This window comes from Mesorhizobium helmanticense (assembly GCF_003034915.1).
Classification (GTDB): Bacteria; Pseudomonadota; Alphaproteobacteria; order Rhizobiales; family Rhizobiaceae; genus Mesorhizobium; species Mesorhizobium helmanticense.
Genome location: NZ_PZJX01000063.1, coordinates 1 through 15029, shown reverse-complemented (window position 1 = coordinate 15029; position 15029 = coordinate 1). Strand labels below are relative to the sequence as shown.

Genomic DNA, 15029 nt, shown 5'->3' with positions numbered 1-15029 from the left:
TGACGATTGTTGTCGGCTATCGCAAGGATGCCATTCGCCATGCGTGTGGCGAACGCTTCGGCAGACTTGACATCAACTATGTCGAGTCCTCGGTCTTCGACAAGACAGGGAGCGCGTACTCGCTCTGGCTGGCACGCGACACGCTTCTTTCCGGCGACTGTTATCTCCTCGAAGGTGACGTCTTCTTCGAAGAAGATGCACTGCGCCACCTGATCAGGGTCGAGGCGCCCAATGCCGCTGCGGTCGCGCCCTTCGATCCATCCATGGAAGGATCCGCGGCCGTCCTTTCCAGCGACGGCTTCATATCCGAAGTCCGGTTGAAGCAGACGGCGGCAAATCTGGCATCAGGCACCCCGGTGCTCTTCAAGATGATGAACCTCATCCGGTTCTCTGGCGCCGAACTCCAAACGGTGATCGTCCCGGTCCTCCACGACCTGATCGGCTCGGGCGCAATCAAAGCCTATACCGAGGAGCTGCTCGCGCATCTCATCGAGCAGCGCGGACTGCAACTCGCCGCGGCGCGATGTGACGATTTGCGATGGTACGAGATCGACAGTGAACAGGACCTGCGGGTAGCGGAAAGGATTTTCGCCTTCGAGCGACCTCACAGACATAGTGCCGACGCGCCGGCCGCCGTGGCGGGGGTAGGAGGATGATCCGCTATCTGTTCGACGCTGCAAATGCCATTACGGCCCTTGGGCTGATCTTGGCCACCACGGCGATCTACTTTGCTTTGATCGGGCGCTTCGAGATTGGCATCTGTTTCGGCTTGTGGGCTCTTTTGGCAGATGATGCCGACGGCATGATCGCGAAGAGTTCCCCGAACCGGTCCGCTTTGATGGCACAGCTGGGTGGCGCGTTGGACGGGCTGCTTGATTTGGTCTACGCAGCCGTCTTTCCAGCGGTTCTGATTTTGTCCTTCAACGCGTTCTCCGTTCCCGCATTGTTGGCTGCCTACTGCCTCATCCTGTCAGGGGCTCTGCGCCTCAGCTATTTTTCGACGTTCGGACTGGACGCTGACGGATTCGGCAGAGGATTGCCGTTGAACAATAATCTCTTCGTGTTGGCGTTCCTCTTCGTCGCCGACCATCACTTGCCGGTGCAAGGTCTGGGCAACCTATTGATCGGTGCAGGGTTTGTGCTGTCGGTCCTGCATCTTTCAAACTTCAAATTTCCAGGTACCGGCAGTGCGTTGCGTTTGGGTAACCTTACACTCGCCGCAGCCGGATCTGTCGCCTTACTCACAAAGTGAATCAGTTTGCAGCTATAGGGAAGAGAATACATGGAAAACTCTTTCGAGGCCGAAACTCGCACCGTCTTTGATCGCTACCAGCGCCAGCAGGAGAATGACGACCACATATTCGACAGGTTGGTCTCTCTAATCGAGGAGGAATATTTCGGCCTGCCTACCGGTAGCTTCCGCGGTCTTGATGTCCTGGACGCGGGCTGCGGCTCCAACGCGAATGCGTCCTATGCGTTTCTCGACAAGGGGGCACGAAACGTTGTTTCGCTTGAATTGAGCAATGATTGGATGGATTGCGCGCGCAAACGGCTCAGCCGATTTGGGCCGCGCTCGGAACTGGTCGCTGGCAGTGTGCTCGATCTGCCGTTTGACGACTTCAGTTTCGATTTTGTCCATTGCGCAGGGGTTTTGCCGCACACCAGCAATCCGAAAAAAGGCTTTGAAGAGCTTGCCCGTGTAACCCGCCCCGGCGGCAGCTTCTTTTTGACGATTATGGGTACCGCCAACGGCGTCATTTACCGATGCATCAATCACTTGCGAGAACTCTACCAAAGCGACGAACAATTCCGCAGTTCCATTGACAATCTGGATGCATCCACCGCACGCGAAGCCATCAACTGGCTGTTGCGAATAAAGGACGGCGAAGAGAAAGAATATATACCTGGCGAAAACGAATTCTTTCGGAGTCTTTTTGATGATGATTTGTTCGTGACGATCCGGGATCGTTTCCAGGCGCCGACCTATCACGGGTTCGCATTCACAGAGGTGCAAATCCGAGGCTGGTATGACGAGTGCGGCTTCGAGAAGATCCGCAGGATCTCAAGGTATACAAAAAATTTCCATAATCTTCGGCGCTTTCTCGCTCCGATGTACCGTCATTATGACCACCCGCTGGCCCGCTTCTGGTTCGGCGATGGCTGCATCCAGATGATCGGCGAAAAGCCGAGCACGTAGTTGGCGTTATTCGTGCCAAGAGAGCGACCCCAATGTGCGGAATCTTTGGGATAGTCCTCAAAAACGAGGGAACACCCGTTTGTGCTGAGGCCGTTGAGTGTTGCGCTGAGGCTCTCGCTCATCGCGGGCCTGATGCCAGCGGCCTATACATTGATCAATCGGTCGCATTCGCGCATCGACGGCTATCGATTGTCGACGCTCATTCTCGCGCCAATCAGCCCTATCGCGATGACAATACCGGAGTGGTGGTGACGTACAACGGCGAGATATTCAACTATCGGGAAATTAGAGCTGAATTGAGGGATATGGGTTTTTCCTTTTCGACGGTGTCCGACACCGAGGTTCTAATTCTTAGCTATATTGCTTGGGGAAAGTCATTCTTAAACCGCCTTGACGGGATGTTTGCCTTCGCGCTTTTCGATCCCCGGAACTCGCTTGCTCTCATCGCCCGAGATCGTTTGGGGGTAAAACCCCTTTACTACACGATCTGCGATGTTGGCCTTCTCTTTGCATCGCAGCCGAACGCTCTCATTCGCTGGCCGGGCGTGATAGGCGGACCCGACATCATCGGCGCGCTCAGTTTTCTTTCCTATCGCGCGGTTGTCGGTGCCAGGACGCTGTTCGCCGGGATCTCCAAGTTAGAGCCCGGCCATCTCCTCGCAATAAGGAATGGGCGACACACGTCCGAACGTTGGTGGAATCTGTCAGAGCGCATTTCGCGATCGAAGCCGGACTATTCCGACATAAGGAGACTATTTGGAAGCGCCGTCGAACGTCAGCTGGTGTCTGACGTACCGGTCGCCGCATTGTTGTCCGGTGGACTTGACTCGAGCATCCTCGCCTATGAGGCGTCCACCCGCTCCCAAATCCGTCCGATCTGCTATACCGGCAAGGTCGAGCCCGCCGATTATGACGAGACGGCCTATGCGATGGAGGTCGCAGCAGAATTCGGGCTCACTCACCGGGTCGTCCCGATTGGAGAACCATCCGATGTCAACGCCGTAGCGGAGCTGGTGCGCCTGCGCGGACATCCGCTTGGGATGCATAACGAAACCGCAATGTTTACGCTCGCAAAGGCGATTTCGAAGGAGCATAAGGTCGTCCTCACCGGCGAGGGTGCCGATGAGATTTTTGCTGGCTACAGCCGATTGTTCCGTACGCCGTATGATTACAATCGAAGCAAGATCATCGCCGCATTGCCACCTGCTCTTGCCCAGATCGCACGCCGACGCCTCGGACTCGGCGTCCATTGCAGTCAGCTGCAGTTCTTCCTGGAGCGCTACAGCTACTTCCCGACCGATGAAATCCGCTCACTTGCTATCGATGGCCGGATACGAAGGGAGCACGAGATGGCTCTGTTCGATCACTTCTCGACTCAATTTGCAGAGGCCGGCGGAGATTTCTTTAGCAAGATCTCATATGTTCTCGTCTCTACGCATTTGCCCGCATTGCTGGAAATGGTTGACAACACCACAATGGCAGCTGGGCTTGAGGCTCGCGTTCCTTATACCGATCACCAGCTCGTTACCGCCGCAATGGCGATGCCCGGCTCACAGCGGTTGAGGTGGAGGTCTCCAATCGCTTCGGTCCAGGCACTGTGGCATCCGGTTGCTTCCTTCAGCGAACGTCTCGACGTCTCAAAATTCCCCTTAAGAAGGGAATACCGGAGCGTCTTGCCCAGATCTGTTCTATCTCGCAAAAAGATGGGATTTCCGCTGCCACTGGGTCAGTGGGCCGTTGGCGAGGGAGCAATGGAATATCGAAGGCTGCTGTTTGATAAGGACTCTCCACTGGGAGATTTGTTCGATCTTGCTGCTTTGCGGCGTTGGTTCGAGGCCGGACGACGAAATCCTTCAGACTCGTTTGGCCGGAAGTTCTGGCTGTTGGCCAACCTTGGGATATTCTTCAAAGAGGTATTCTCATGACGAATATGCGAGCCCGCAGGCGGTCGCTTGCGGGCATTTTACAGAAGACCCTTTGCCGAAAACGGGGCGTCGGACAATCCCAAGATCTGAGCAATGGTTGGCGTGAACTCTTCAGCGGAGCCCCAGGCAATATTGCAAGGTTGCATTCCAGGGATGCTCAACAGGCATATCCGATCGTCCTCCGCGCTGCCCGGTCGAAAACCGTGGGTGGACAAGTATCGAGGTCTGCCCGTCGGGCCAGCTCCTTGCGTGTCTCCAGCGGTCTCCTCGAAGGAGTGTCCAGGAGGTGCGACATAGGTCGCTATGCAATCACGTTCATTTACCGGAACATGGTCGCTCGACCACGGCTCCACTTGGAAGCGCGCCAACAGTCCGTCTGCGATTCTGCGGTCATGAGCTCCGTCAACCAGGACATGGAGCGTCGCTCCTTCACTTTCCCAAAGCAAGTCAGGGATGATCGCATCCGGATAAATGGTTGTGTGGACGGCGCTATGTCCATGGTCACTTGCGACTACGATCGCGTAATCGTCTTCCCGCCCGACTCGCCTCAGTCCTTCGATGAGAGCGCCAATCATCATGTCGGCCGCGGCGATAGACCAATGTGCCGCCTCGCTTTCGTATCCGAACTGATGCTGAATCGAATCCGTCATGTCGATCTCGGTCAAAATGAGATCAGGCGGGTTCTCCGAGCAAGCCAGCGCTCCTGCAGCCCCGATCATGAGATGATCCGCGGCCAGGCCCGCAACGAGAGGAGTGCTCGCAACGGTGTCACTACTGGACGGGAAGCCGAAGAGATCGAGCACGCCGGCGGCTCGCAACCGTCCATTTGGATCTTTGATCATGCGCGAGCGAGCGATGCGGTTTTCGGGCAGGCTCTTAAATGACCGGCTTCCCTGGAGAAACCTTCGTTCCCACCAGGCCGGCACGAAGACATCGCAATCGGCTGGGTCGATCAACCCAGCGCCGATGGACGCGACATCAAGCCCGCTATTTTTGGCAAGCTTTGCAATGGTCGGAACCCGCAGATCAGACGCGTCGGCGCAGACAAACGAGCCATCTCGCACAATGTGGTTTCCGTAGATCCCGTTCGCTTGAGGCGCCGCGCCGGTTAGCATGCTTGCGCGCCCCGGCATCGACGTTCCCGGCACCGTTGAGCGCAGGCGAGTGATGGACAGACCGTCTCCTGCCAAACGAAGAAGCGTCGGCAACCGATGTTTGTGCTTTTCGAAATAGTCCGCGCTTACGCCGTCCATGAGGATCAGAATCGCTTTCGTAGGAGCGCGCGGCTTTATCGAGGCAGGCGTCTGAAAACGAGCGGTAGGCCTGGATGGATTGGTGTGGGTCATTTTGCACCTGGAAGAGACCGATCGAAACCAAAGCCCCTATAGGCTTCGGATGACGCCGGTATGAACGCATCACGGGATACTTCGAGCGCCAGTGGGTCGTTTTGATTTTGGGAATAGGCGCTTCTACGCGCTCTTTTTTGCTTCCTTCAGAAGAAAGGAGTCCGAGATGGCCGATACGACCCGTGCTATTTTTATCCTCGATTTCGCAGGGCCAAAAATACATCTGTGGAGTGGCAGCTACGATGCACCGTTGGTTCCTATCAACGGTCAGCCGCTCTTGGACCGTCTCGTCAACGCCTGTGTCGAAAGCGGCATTGAAGATGTCACTCTCGTTGAAAACTTGAGCAGCGGCGCATTCGATGGGTTCCGCCTGCAGGACAGCACAAATACGCTTTCGTGGCACGACGCGCATGACGGCGATCTCATTGAGAAGTTCCGCCAACATGATGGCGATACTCTCCTGATATGGGGAACACCGCTTTTCGACAGTGAGGTTCTTGACGGTATCAATACCAACAAGGGTTTGCGCGGCTCCGCTTGGCGGCCCGACGCGCCGACCGGGATTTATCGATTGAGTGCTGATGTTCTACGCAATCTTCTGGCCGAAAGCCGCGCCGCGGCATCTCTGCATCAGGCCTTCAGCAGGTTAGTCGCGGGCCTGTCCCAGCTGGACGTAGCGTTGCCTGACAATGTGCTGACTGCCGGCTCCAAGCTGCTCGATATTTGCGACGGTGTCGACGCATCCATCGCGGAATTTCGGTGTGACAAGGAGAACGTGCTGCGGCGTCTGGAAACGAGCGTCGGAGGTTATTGGCGCAAGCCAATCGCCGAGCACATGCTTCTTTGCAATACCCGCTTCCCTCCCAAGACTTTTTACGATCGGCTGGCGGCGAGGCTCGAAGGCGTGTTGACATGCTATCCTTCTCAGCAGATCGATATCGCTTCAGTTGTTGGCACGATGACCTCGCAGCAGCCGGACTTTATTGCAGTCGGAAACGGGGTGACCGACCTCATCCAGGCGCTCTATTCAACGCTGAACCCAACAATCGCGATTCCCGTGCCGACGTTCGCCGGCTTTCAAACACCTCTCGATGACGACCAAAAGAACAACTTCGTCCTCACCCCGCCCTATTTCGATCTCGACGTTCGAGCTTTCCTGGAATTCGTACTGGCGACAGGCGCGGATACGGCAATCGTTGTAAATCCAAACAATCCGACCGGTCGACTTGTTGATCATGCTGACGTGGCATGGCTGGCGGAGGCCCTAGGATCTCGAGGGCGACGGCTGATCGTGGATGAATCGTTCATTGATTTTCCCGCTGATGGCCGACCAAACAGCGTTGAGAATTTGGTTCCGTCCTGTGCCAATTTGATCGTGGTGAAGAGCCTCGGAAAGGTCTTCGGACTTGGCGGAATCCGGCTCGCCTACCTCATGGCTGGCGATCCCACCCTCGTTGCCGCCGTGCGCCGGAAACTGCCGCTGTGGAACATTAACGGCATTGCGGAGTACACACTGTTCCTGCTTCCCGAATTTGCAGAGGAATTGGAACACAGTCTAGAGATGTTGCGAGAAGATAGAGAGCTGTTCATCGAGGAGCTGCGGACGGTACCGGGCCTCGACGTCGTACCTTCGCAAACGAATTTCATTTTGTGCCGGCTGCCTGAAAATTCGGTATCCGCTGCCGAGCTCAAGCGCCGCCTCGTTCTGTTCGAATCCGTCCTCGTAAGAGAATGCGGCTATCAAGCCATGAACGACGCAGATCGGTATCTGCGCCTGACGGTTCGAAGTCGGACGGAAAACGAAAGGCTGGCAAAAGCTCTGCGGCGCACCTTAAGCCGCTCAACGACCTCTGAGAGTGACGCCCTGACGTGACATTTGCGCAGTGAACTGAATAGTCTTTTTTCGAATGCCGCGAGAGAGAGAAGCATGTCGCTTAGTTATAATCGTCATAAAAGGCTCGTTGAAATCATCCAGGCGAATGGCGAAGTGCGCATCCGAGATTTGATGCAGCGGTTCAATATTTCAGAAGAGACTGCGCGGCGGGATATCAAACGGCTCGAGCAGGATGGCTTGGTCGCACGAGTCCATGGTGGCGCGGTCGCAACGCAACAGCCAAAGCTGCTGGCCATCTCATCGCGAGCTGTTTCCGAGCGCGCGGAAAAAAGCACCATCGCTGAGATCGCCCTGGGTCTTCTGAAGCCCGGTCAGAATCTCTTCTTCGGGGGCGGCAGCACAATTCTGTCGTTGGCCAGCCGCATATCGGCCCTCCCGGAAATGCGCGTCGTCACCAACATGGTCGATACTGCCATCGCCGCGGCCGAAGGCTATCGGCATCGCGTTGTCATGCTGGGGGGCGATTTCAATGTCGATTTCCGGACCGTAACCGGATTCACCGCCTTGCGTACACTCCGCGAACAGCAGATCGACGTCGCATTTATCGGCGTCAATGCGGTGCATCCGAATGGCGTCTTCGACCATGAACAGGTCGGACAGGAGCTTGCTGCGACGCTCTGCGAGCAAGCACGGAAAATTGTCATTCTCGCCGATCACAGCAAATTCGGCTTGTCGGCGCGCTACCGCATCCTGCCCCATTCGGCGATTACCGCGATCATCACCGACCGGAGGCCTGCATCGGACATGCTGGACAAGATCGAAGCCGCCGGTGTTGAAGTTCTATATCCGCAAAACCGTCACAACCCCGCATTGGCCTCTACTTGATCCTCTTCTTTCAGCCCGCACGGCTGCCCCAACCGTGAAACATTTTTTTTTATTTGATTTCAATAACCAACACAATCCGTCCCAAGCCTGCAAAAAACCGTCACATAACCGCGCTATGTCTCATCCCGTCTCGGGAGCGGATTTCATTCGCTCCGATTGTCATCCCGACTGAAAGAGAGGGGATTTTGATATGCAAACGACACGTCGCAGATTTCTCGGCATGACCGCCATGGCGGCTGGCGCACTAGCATTGCCGAACACGATCATGGCGGCAACCGGCCGGCGGCCGAACCTCAATATTGCCGTTCAGGACCTGCGCACAATTCTGGAACCGGTGGACGGCTCCTCCATCGCCAACGTTTCCTGGCGGGTGCAATACAGCATTTTCGATCAGCTTTTACGGACCGACTACAACGACAATTTTCGCCTGAATTTCGCGCTCGCGACATCATTGAAGCAAATTGACGCCACGATCCATGTGATCAGGTTGCGCGACAATGTGAAGTTTCATGACGGTTCCACAATGACGGCGGATGACGTTGTCTTCTCGCTCGGGCCGGATCGACTGCGCGGCGAAAATGCGCCGGGCGCGGCCGTGTTTGCCAACTTCCTCTCCTCGCTTGCCGATGTGCAGAAGATCAATGATCGCACTGTCCGTTTGATCACCAGGACAGAGGATCCGGTCTTTGCCCAGCGGCTCGGCGCGTGGGGCACGCAGATCATCAGCGCCAGAGCACGGGCTGGCGCCAGCAGCTATGACGCCTGGGCGGCGAAGCCGATCGGCACCGGCCCTTACAAGATCGGCGAGGTCCGCAATGGGGACGAGATCACGCTGGTGGCGCACGACGAATATTGGGGAGGTCAGCCGCCATTTGCCTCGATCCGCTTCAAGCGGCTGCCGGAAATCGCCGCGCGCATCGCCGGACTGAAGTCGGGCGATTACGATATCGTCACAGACATCACTCCGGACCACATTGCCGAAATTGAGGGAGTCAACGGCCTCTCGATTGTTGGTGGCGAAGCCATGTGGTTCCGCTTTCTCACATTTGCTCCACTCAGGACTCCCATCCTGAAAGATGTCGATCTGCGTCGCGCACTCGCACTCGCTATCGATCGCGGTGCGCTGGCGGACGGCCTCTGGGACGGCCGGGCGAAAGCGCTGACCAGCTGGCAGCTACCGATCTTCGGCGAGATCAACGACCCCGACCGCAAGGGCGTGTCCTATGATCCGGCGCAGGTCAAGGAACTGCTCGCCAAATCGTCCTACAGGGGCGAGGAAATCCCATACCCTTCCGTCGGCACCTATTATCCGATGCAGCTCGCCGAGAACCAGGCGCTTGTCGAGATGTGGAAGGCTGCCGGAATCAACGTCAAGCTGATCATGTGTGAAAACTGGACGCAGGTCGGCGACATTGGCGGCATCAATGACACGTCCGGCGGCGCCTTCTACGCCGATCCCGTTTCCATGCTGTGGCAGATTATCGGTCCGACCAATGACCTCCAGTCAACAGGTGGCTGGACCAATGCCGAGTTTAACGCGCTCGGTCACGAGCTTGAAATGACGACCGATATCGCCAAGCGCCAGGCGGCCTTCAAACGGATGCAGGACATTGTCGAGATCGAGGACCCTTGCATCACGCCGCTGCACTCCATGCCCTTTATCTATGGGCAGAAGGCGGATGTCAGTTGGCAGCCCAACCCGTTGCCGCAAATGTATCTCGGTCCGAAGATGCCGCCTGAGCCGGTGGCCTGAGTTCCATGCTGCATAAGTCTTTCCAGAACAGCGCGGGCGCCGCGCTGTTGCCCGCTCATGGCATCGGGGCTTCCGCCACCAAACCTGCCATCAGCATTGCTGGCTTGAGGGTGGCGTTCGGCGATGTGCCTGTGCTGCACGGTGTCGATCTCGCTGTGAACAAAGGCGAGGCCTTGGGTATCGTTGGCGAATCCGGCTGCGGCAAGTCCGTGACTTGGCGGGCGGTTCTTGGCCTGCTGCCGAAATCCGCCAAGATCGGGGGCGAGGCCAGGATTGGTGATCTAGATCTTGTGGGCGCACGACAATCCGTTTTGGATCGGGTGCGCGGCGGACGCATTGCCATGATCTTCCAGGATCCGGCCAGCGCGCTGAACCCGGTGCATCGCATCGGCGCGCAGATCACCGAAGCGCTTCGCCTGCACCGTGGCCTCAGCGGTGCCGCCGCCCGTGCCGAGGCCTGCCGCCTGCTCGACCAGGTCGGGATAGCCGCTGCGGCAAGCAGGCTCAACGCGTACCCCCACGAACTGTCGGGCGGCCAGAACCAGCGGGTGATGATTGCCATCGCGCTCGCCGGCCGGCCCGAACTGCTGATCGCCGATGAGCCAACGACCGCGCTCGACGCTACCGTGCAGGCGCAGATCCTGCTGCTGCTCAAAGATATTCAACGCGACACAGGCATGGCGCTGGTCATGATCAGCCATGATCTCGCCGCGGTGGCGGCCGTCTGTGACCGGGCATGCGTCATGTATGCGGGCCAGATCGTCGAAACGGCGCCGAAACACACGCTTCTGACCGCGCCGGAGCACCCCTATACATGCGACCTGATCGGTGCCATTCCGCCCTCGCACGGTCCGCGCATGCGGTTGACCGCCATTGCCGGCGCGCCGCCACAACGCAATCTGCCGCCGGGATGCGCCTATGCGCCACGCTGCCGGCACGCGATCGCGGTATGTCGCACGAGCCGACCGGAACCGCGGCAGGTCGCCGCGCGGCATTCGGTGCGTTGCCTTCGTTTGGACGCCGGCACGTATCAATGACCCTGCTGCGTCTCAACAACATCACCCGTCGCTTTCCGCTCGGCTCGCCACTCTACGGACCGCGGAAATATCTTGTTGCAGTCGATGGCGTGTCGCTGGATGTCGAGATGGGCCGGACGACCGGCATTGTCGGCGAATCCGGATGCGGCAAGTCCACTACCGGCCGTATTGCGCTAGGTCTGGAGCCGCCGGACAGCGGAGGTGTGCTGTTTCAGGGTTTGCCGCTGCCGCGCATTGACAGCAAAAAGTGGCGCGCGCAGCGGCGCCAAATGCAGCTGGTGTTTCAGGACACCTTGGCAGCGCTTGATCGCCGAATGACTGTCAGCGCTCTCGTCGCCGAGCCGCTGGCGATTCACGGAATTGGCGATACGGCAAGCCGCAAGGAATGTGTGGCGGAGCTTCTCCACGGTGTCGGCCTCGGCGAAGACCATGGTATGCTCTATCCGCATCAGCTTTCCGGCGGCCAGCGCCAACGCGTGGTGCTTGCGCGGGCGCTCGCGCCAAAACCCTCACTTCTGGTTTGCGATGAGCCGGTCTCGGCGCTCGACGTGTCCGTCCAGGCGCAAATCGTCGATCTGCTCATGGATGTTCAGCAGGAGCTCGGGCTCGGCCTCTTGTTCATCAGCCATGACTTGCGGGTCGTTCGACATGTCAGCGACCGGATCGTCGTCATGTATCTTGGCCGCGTCGTCGAGCAGGGGCGCGCCGACGCCATTATCGATCAACCCGCCCATCCCTATACGCAGGCGCTCGTCTCGGCCATGCCGAGGCTTCCGGGCGGATTCGATCATTATGTGGCGTTGCCAGGCGAACCGCCGAGCCCCACCGATCGGCCGTGCGGATGCCCGTTTCATCCACGCTGTCCACTTGCGCGCGATGTCTGCCGCCAGAGCCTGCCCGAACTCCTGCCGCTAGGACCGGAACGGCAGGTCGCCTGCCATTTGGTGAGGCATTGATGAGTGCGGTGTTTCGTTTCGCCGGCCCCAAGGTCCTGCGTGCCGGCCTGTCGATCCTGATCGTGGTGACCTTTACATTCGTGGTGCTGCGGGCCTCGGGAGACCCGGCGCTGCAGATTCTCGGTCCCAGCGCCCGCGCCCCGGATCTTGAGGCGTTTCGTCGGCATTGGGGGCTCGATCAGCCTCTGTATGTGCAGTATGTCCGCTATGTCCTGGCGGCACTTCACTGCGATTTCGGGAATTCCATGCTAGCTGGAAAACCGGCCCTGCAGCTTGTGTTCGAGCGCGCGCCCCTGACATTGGCGCTGATGCTGCCTGCACTGGCGCTCACGATGCTGATCGGCATTCCGGTCGGCGCTTACGCCGCCATGCATCGCGACACCTGGGTCGACCGATCGGTGATGATGCTGACCGTGTTCGGCTTCACCGTGCCAAGCTTCGTGCTCGGGCTATTGCTGATCCTGATCTTTTCCGTGACGCTCGGCCTGTTCCCATCCGGCGGCGCGGATCGGCCGGAAAGCTTCGTGCTGCCGGTGCTCACGCTTGGTCTGGGCGGGGCGGCCATTATCGCGCGCTTCACGCGTAGCGCCATGATCGAAGTTCTGTCGCAGCTCTACATCGTGGCGGCCAGCGCCAAGGGCGTGACGTGGCGGCAGGTGGTTCGCCACCATGCCTTTCCGAATGCGATCATTCCTGTGCTGACGCTGTTCGGTCTGATGCTCGGCGGCCAGGTCGCGGGTGCCGTACTGGTAGAAAGCGTCTTCGGCTGGCCCGGCATCGGCCAATTGCTGGTGGTTTCGGTTGCGAACCGTGATCTCGCCGTGGTGCAGGTCATCCTCCTTCTCGTGGCGCTGACCATGACATCGGCCAACCTGCTGATAGACCTGCTTTATGGCGTGTTCGATCCGCGCCTGCGTGGAACAAACTCAGGATCGCAATGAAAACGGCAACTGTAGAAACAAACCGTCCGCCGCCTCGCTCGGTGGACCTGCCGACACTCATTGCTGTGGGCTGGGTTCTCCTCATGCTCTTCACGGCGCTCGCCGCGCCGCTGATGGCTCCCTATGAGATCACTTCCATCGACCTGCGCCATCGCCTGACGCCGCCCGTCGGCTTTGGCGGAACGATGCTACATGCCCTGGGAACCGACGATCTGGGCCGTGATGTGGCCTCGCGTCTTTTCTACTCGATCCGCACCAGCTTGCTGGTCGCCTTCGGCGCCACTGCGATCAGCGTGTTGGTCGGTACCGGGATTGGCTTCATCGCCGCGTATTTCCGCGGGCTCGTCGAGCATGCCCTGCTGCTAATGATCGACGTACAGGCTTCGCTACCATTTCTAATCGTGGCGCTGGCAATGCTCGCCTGTTTCGGTAATTCGCTGACGCTGTTCGTCGCCCTGATGGGACTTTATGGCTGGGAGCGGAATGCGCGGTTGGCACGAGGACTGGCAATCACCGCCAGCGCGCAGGGCTATGCGAGCGCAACGCGCCAGCTCGGCGCCCATCCGCTGCGTGTCTATCTGCGGCATATCCTGCCCAACAGCGCGGCGACGCTTCTCGTGGCGGCGACGGTGACCTTTCCGGAAATCGTCCTGGTGGAAAGCGGACTGTCCTTCCTCGGCCTCGGCGTTCAACCGCCGATGACCAGTCTGGGTGTCATGGTCGCGGCCGGCCGCGAGTATATCACCCGCGCCTCCTGGATGCTGCTCGCTCCAAGCCTCGTCATTGTCATGACGGCCGTTGCCGTTAGCGTCCTCGGCGACTGGTTGCGCGATAAGCTCGACCCGACCCTCAAATAACGGTTTCCCAATGCAAAGGAGCTGATCTCCACACTTGTCGACGGCTACGCTCTTGCACGGGACGGGGTGCCGAACCTTCGCCCGCGGCCGGTATCGACGTAACCGGAATACAGCATATGGATCTCGTCGCGGGCCCGCGTCAGGCCAACATAGAACAGCCGCCGGCTTTCGCGTCGCGCCGCCGGCTGCTCGTTGCGCCAGGGCAAACCGCCCAGATCGAGTCCCACGATGATCACGACATCATATTCGCAGCCCTTTGCCGAGTGCGGCGTCAACAGATTAAGATGGAGAGGCGACGCGTCGCGTCCACCGAGGCTCGCCAGATCCGGTCGGCGAGCGGCCCGCCGACAGCGAGCGCCGCCGACATGCGCACCACCTGTTCGCGCTGATCGGCGAGGCTTGGCGCTGCCGCCATCAGCGCATCGAGCATTCCCGGCCGCAGCGCGCCGATTGGCGAAGTTTATAATTTTGATCCGCGAAATTCGCACGGCGCCGTCCCCCCAGTTTTTTCTATTCGCGGACGCAATTGGCTCGCTCGGCGATATCGGCACATCGCGCCATCAGCGCTTCGAAAGGCTCCGCGTCTTCCAGAAGAAGCCCGTCGTCGACCATGCGAGCGTAGTCCTCTTCAAGCGCCTTCAGACCATCGCCTGCGGGCACAAGCCGCAGACCGCCGTTGACAGCCGCCGCGTAATCGATGGGCGTTCGATCGGGCGCTTTCTCGGCGAAGAACATGGTCTTGTGGCGCGCCACTGCGTTCGCCAGATCGCGATCAGCAAAGGCGGACGCGGTAAAACCGGTTTCGTCCAACCGCGCGACATCGTGCCAGTGACGAGCAAAGCGATCGCCGCAGGCGCTCCTGCAGGCAGAAGACATGGATGGCCGTCGCCTTCTCCCAGAAGATTCGCTCCGCATGCATCACGCGTGGACGAGCCGTGGGAAAGGTCACGCCCTCGATCAGGCCAGACGCGTCGCAGGCGATGTCGCGCAAGCTCGCGGGCTCGCCCGTCGATCGTGCTCCGAATTCGAGCGTCACGCTCGGCGCCACATAGCCGGAGCCAGCCGTCGCGGCTTCGTAATCGATGAACAGCTTCTCGCCCTCGACGCGGATGGCGGCCGCCAAAGCTTCAGCCGCGAGCGCATCTGCGATGATCGGCTGAACGCTTCCTTCAACCCAATTGGGCAGGCGCTTGCGCACCTCGCTGGACCAGCGTTTTTCCTCGCTACGGGTCTCCGGCAACGCTTCGCCGTCGTCGCCCACCAAGTCGGGTGCAATCGCCCGGATGTCGTATGTTAGG

Annotated in this window: 14 protein-coding genes and 1 pseudogene; 11 read left to right on the top strand and 4 right to left on the bottom strand. The window is 59.0% G+C overall.

Annotation, left to right across the window (positions count from 1 at the left end):
- The 4 genes from C9427_RS30980 to asnB form a co-directional block, all read left to right on the top strand.
- A partial coding sequence (locus C9427_RS30980; protein ID WP_107652824.1) for a glycosyltransferase family protein occupies positions 1-656 on the top strand: 656 nt, incomplete at its 5' end.
- On the top strand, positions 653-1252 hold the full coding sequence (locus C9427_RS30975; protein ID WP_107652823.1) for a CDP-alcohol phosphatidyltransferase family protein: 600 nt from the start codon (positions 653-655) through the stop codon (positions 1250-1252). The genes C9427_RS30980 and C9427_RS30975, both read left to right, overlap by 4 nt.
- Before the next feature lie 30 nt (positions 1253-1282).
- Complete coding sequence (locus tag C9427_RS30970; protein ID WP_107652822.1) at positions 1283-2197, top strand: class I SAM-dependent methyltransferase; 915 nt, start codon at positions 1283-1285, stop codon at positions 2195-2197.
- Positions 2198-2229: 32 nt separating this feature from the next.
- The gene (asnB, locus tag C9427_RS30965) at positions 2230-4122 is read left to right on the top strand and encodes an asparagine synthase (glutamine-hydrolyzing) (RefSeq protein ID WP_107652821.1); all 1893 of its coding nucleotides are present in this window, start codon (positions 2230-2232) and stop codon (positions 4120-4122) included.
- Between the two features lie 38 nt (positions 4123-4160).
- Here asnB and C9427_RS30960 read toward each other — a convergent pair whose 3' ends face one another.
- Complete coding sequence (locus tag C9427_RS30960; protein ID WP_107652820.1) at positions 4161-5468, bottom strand: alkaline phosphatase family protein; 1308 nt, start codon at positions 5466-5468, stop codon at positions 4161-4163.
- 166 nt (positions 5469-5634) lie between these two features.
- Here C9427_RS30960 and C9427_RS30955 point away from each other — a divergent pair, with 166 nt between their 5' ends.
- From C9427_RS30955 to C9427_RS30925, 7 genes are all read left to right on the top strand, one after another.
- On the top strand, positions 5635-7341 hold the full coding sequence (locus C9427_RS30955; protein WP_107652819.1) for a pyridoxal phosphate-dependent aminotransferase: 1707 nt from the start codon (positions 5635-5637) through the stop codon (positions 7339-7341).
- A 54-nt stretch (positions 7342-7395) separates the two neighbouring features.
- Positions 7396-8187, top strand: coding sequence for a DeoR/GlpR family DNA-binding transcription regulator (locus C9427_RS30950; protein ID WP_107652818.1), 792 nt, complete (start codon positions 7396-7398; stop codon positions 8185-8187).
- Positions 8188-8377: 190 nt separating this feature from the next.
- Entirely contained in the window at positions 8378-9940 is a 1563-nt protein-coding gene (locus C9427_RS30945) for an ABC transporter substrate-binding protein (RefSeq protein WP_107652817.1), read from the top strand.
- A gap of 5 nt (positions 9941-9945) precedes the next feature.
- Entirely contained in the window at positions 9946-10977 is a 1032-nt protein-coding gene (locus C9427_RS30940) for an ABC transporter ATP-binding protein (RefSeq protein ID WP_107652816.1), read from the top strand.
- Entirely contained in the window at positions 10974-11933 is a 960-nt protein-coding gene (locus C9427_RS30935; RefSeq protein WP_107652815.1) for an ABC transporter ATP-binding protein, read from the top strand. The genes C9427_RS30940 and C9427_RS30935 overlap by 4 nt, the downstream gene beginning before the upstream one ends.
- Positions 11933-12874, top strand: coding sequence for an ABC transporter permease (locus C9427_RS30930; protein ID WP_107652814.1), 942 nt, complete (start codon positions 11933-11935; stop codon positions 12872-12874). Before C9427_RS30935 ends, C9427_RS30930 begins: the two co-directional genes overlap by 1 nt.
- Positions 12871-13731, top strand: a complete 861-nt coding sequence (locus C9427_RS30925; protein WP_107652813.1) for an ABC transporter permease — start codon at positions 12871-12873, stop codon at positions 13729-13731. Before C9427_RS30930 ends, C9427_RS30925 begins: the two co-directional genes overlap by 4 nt.
- Positions 13732-13775: 44 nt before the next feature.
- Here the strand turns inward: C9427_RS30925 and C9427_RS35020 are convergent, their stop codons facing one another.
- From C9427_RS35020 to C9427_RS35010, 3 genes and pseudogenes are all read right to left on the bottom strand, one after another.
- Positions 13776-13967 carry a 3'-5' exonuclease gene (locus C9427_RS35020; protein ID WP_245437236.1) on the bottom strand — a complete coding sequence of 64 codons (192 nt, stop codon included), beginning with the start codon at positions 13965-13967 and terminating at the stop codon, positions 13776-13778.
- 35 nt (positions 13968-14002) lie between these two features.
- On the bottom strand, positions 14003-14161 hold the full coding sequence (locus C9427_RS35015) for a hypothetical protein (protein WP_245437235.1): 159 nt from the start codon (positions 14159-14161) through the stop codon (positions 14003-14005).
- An 80-nt stretch (positions 14162-14241) separates the two neighbouring features.
- Positions 14242-15029, bottom strand: a pseudogene (locus tag C9427_RS35010) (nucleotidyl transferase AbiEii/AbiGii toxin family protein); the annotation flags it as partial.

Excerpts from the sequence above, each read along its gene's own strand:
- C9427_RS30975 (WP_107652823.1), top strand. The coding sequence starts at position 653 with ATGATCCGCTATCTGTTCGACGCTGCAAATGCCATTACGGCCCTTGGG.
- C9427_RS30970 (WP_107652822.1), top strand. The coding sequence starts at position 1,283 with ATGGAAAACTCTTTCGAGGCCGAAACTCGCACCGTCTTTGATCGCTAC.
- asnB (WP_107652821.1), top strand. The coding sequence starts at position 2,230 with ATGTGCGGAATCTTTGGGATAGTCCTCAAAAACGAGGGAACACCCGTT.
- C9427_RS30960 (WP_107652820.1), bottom strand. The coding sequence starts at position 5,468 with ATGACCCACACCAATCCATCCAGGCCTACCGCTCGTTTTCAGACGCCT.
- C9427_RS30955 (WP_107652819.1), top strand. The coding sequence starts at position 5,635 with ATGGCCGATACGACCCGTGCTATTTTTATCCTCGATTTCGCAGGGCCA.
- C9427_RS30950 (WP_107652818.1), top strand. The coding sequence starts at position 7,396 with ATGTCGCTTAGTTATAATCGTCATAAAAGGCTCGTTGAAATCATCCAG.
- C9427_RS30945 (WP_107652817.1), top strand. The coding sequence starts at position 8,378 with ATGCAAACGACACGTCGCAGATTTCTCGGCATGACCGCCATGGCGGCT.
- C9427_RS30940 (WP_107652816.1), top strand. The coding sequence starts at position 9,946 with ATGCTGCATAAGTCTTTCCAGAACAGCGCGGGCGCCGCGCTGTTGCCC.
- C9427_RS30935 (WP_107652815.1), top strand. The coding sequence starts at position 10,974 with ATGACCCTGCTGCGTCTCAACAACATCACCCGTCGCTTTCCGCTCGGC.
- C9427_RS30930 (WP_107652814.1), top strand. The coding sequence starts at position 11,933 with ATGAGTGCGGTGTTTCGTTTCGCCGGCCCCAAGGTCCTGCGTGCCGGC.
- C9427_RS30925 (WP_107652813.1), top strand. The coding sequence starts at position 12,871 with ATGAAAACGGCAACTGTAGAAACAAACCGTCCGCCGCCTCGCTCGGTG.
- C9427_RS35015 (WP_245437235.1), bottom strand. The coding sequence starts at position 14,161 with ATGCTCGATGCGCTGATGGCGGCAGCGCCAAGCCTCGCCGATCAGCGC.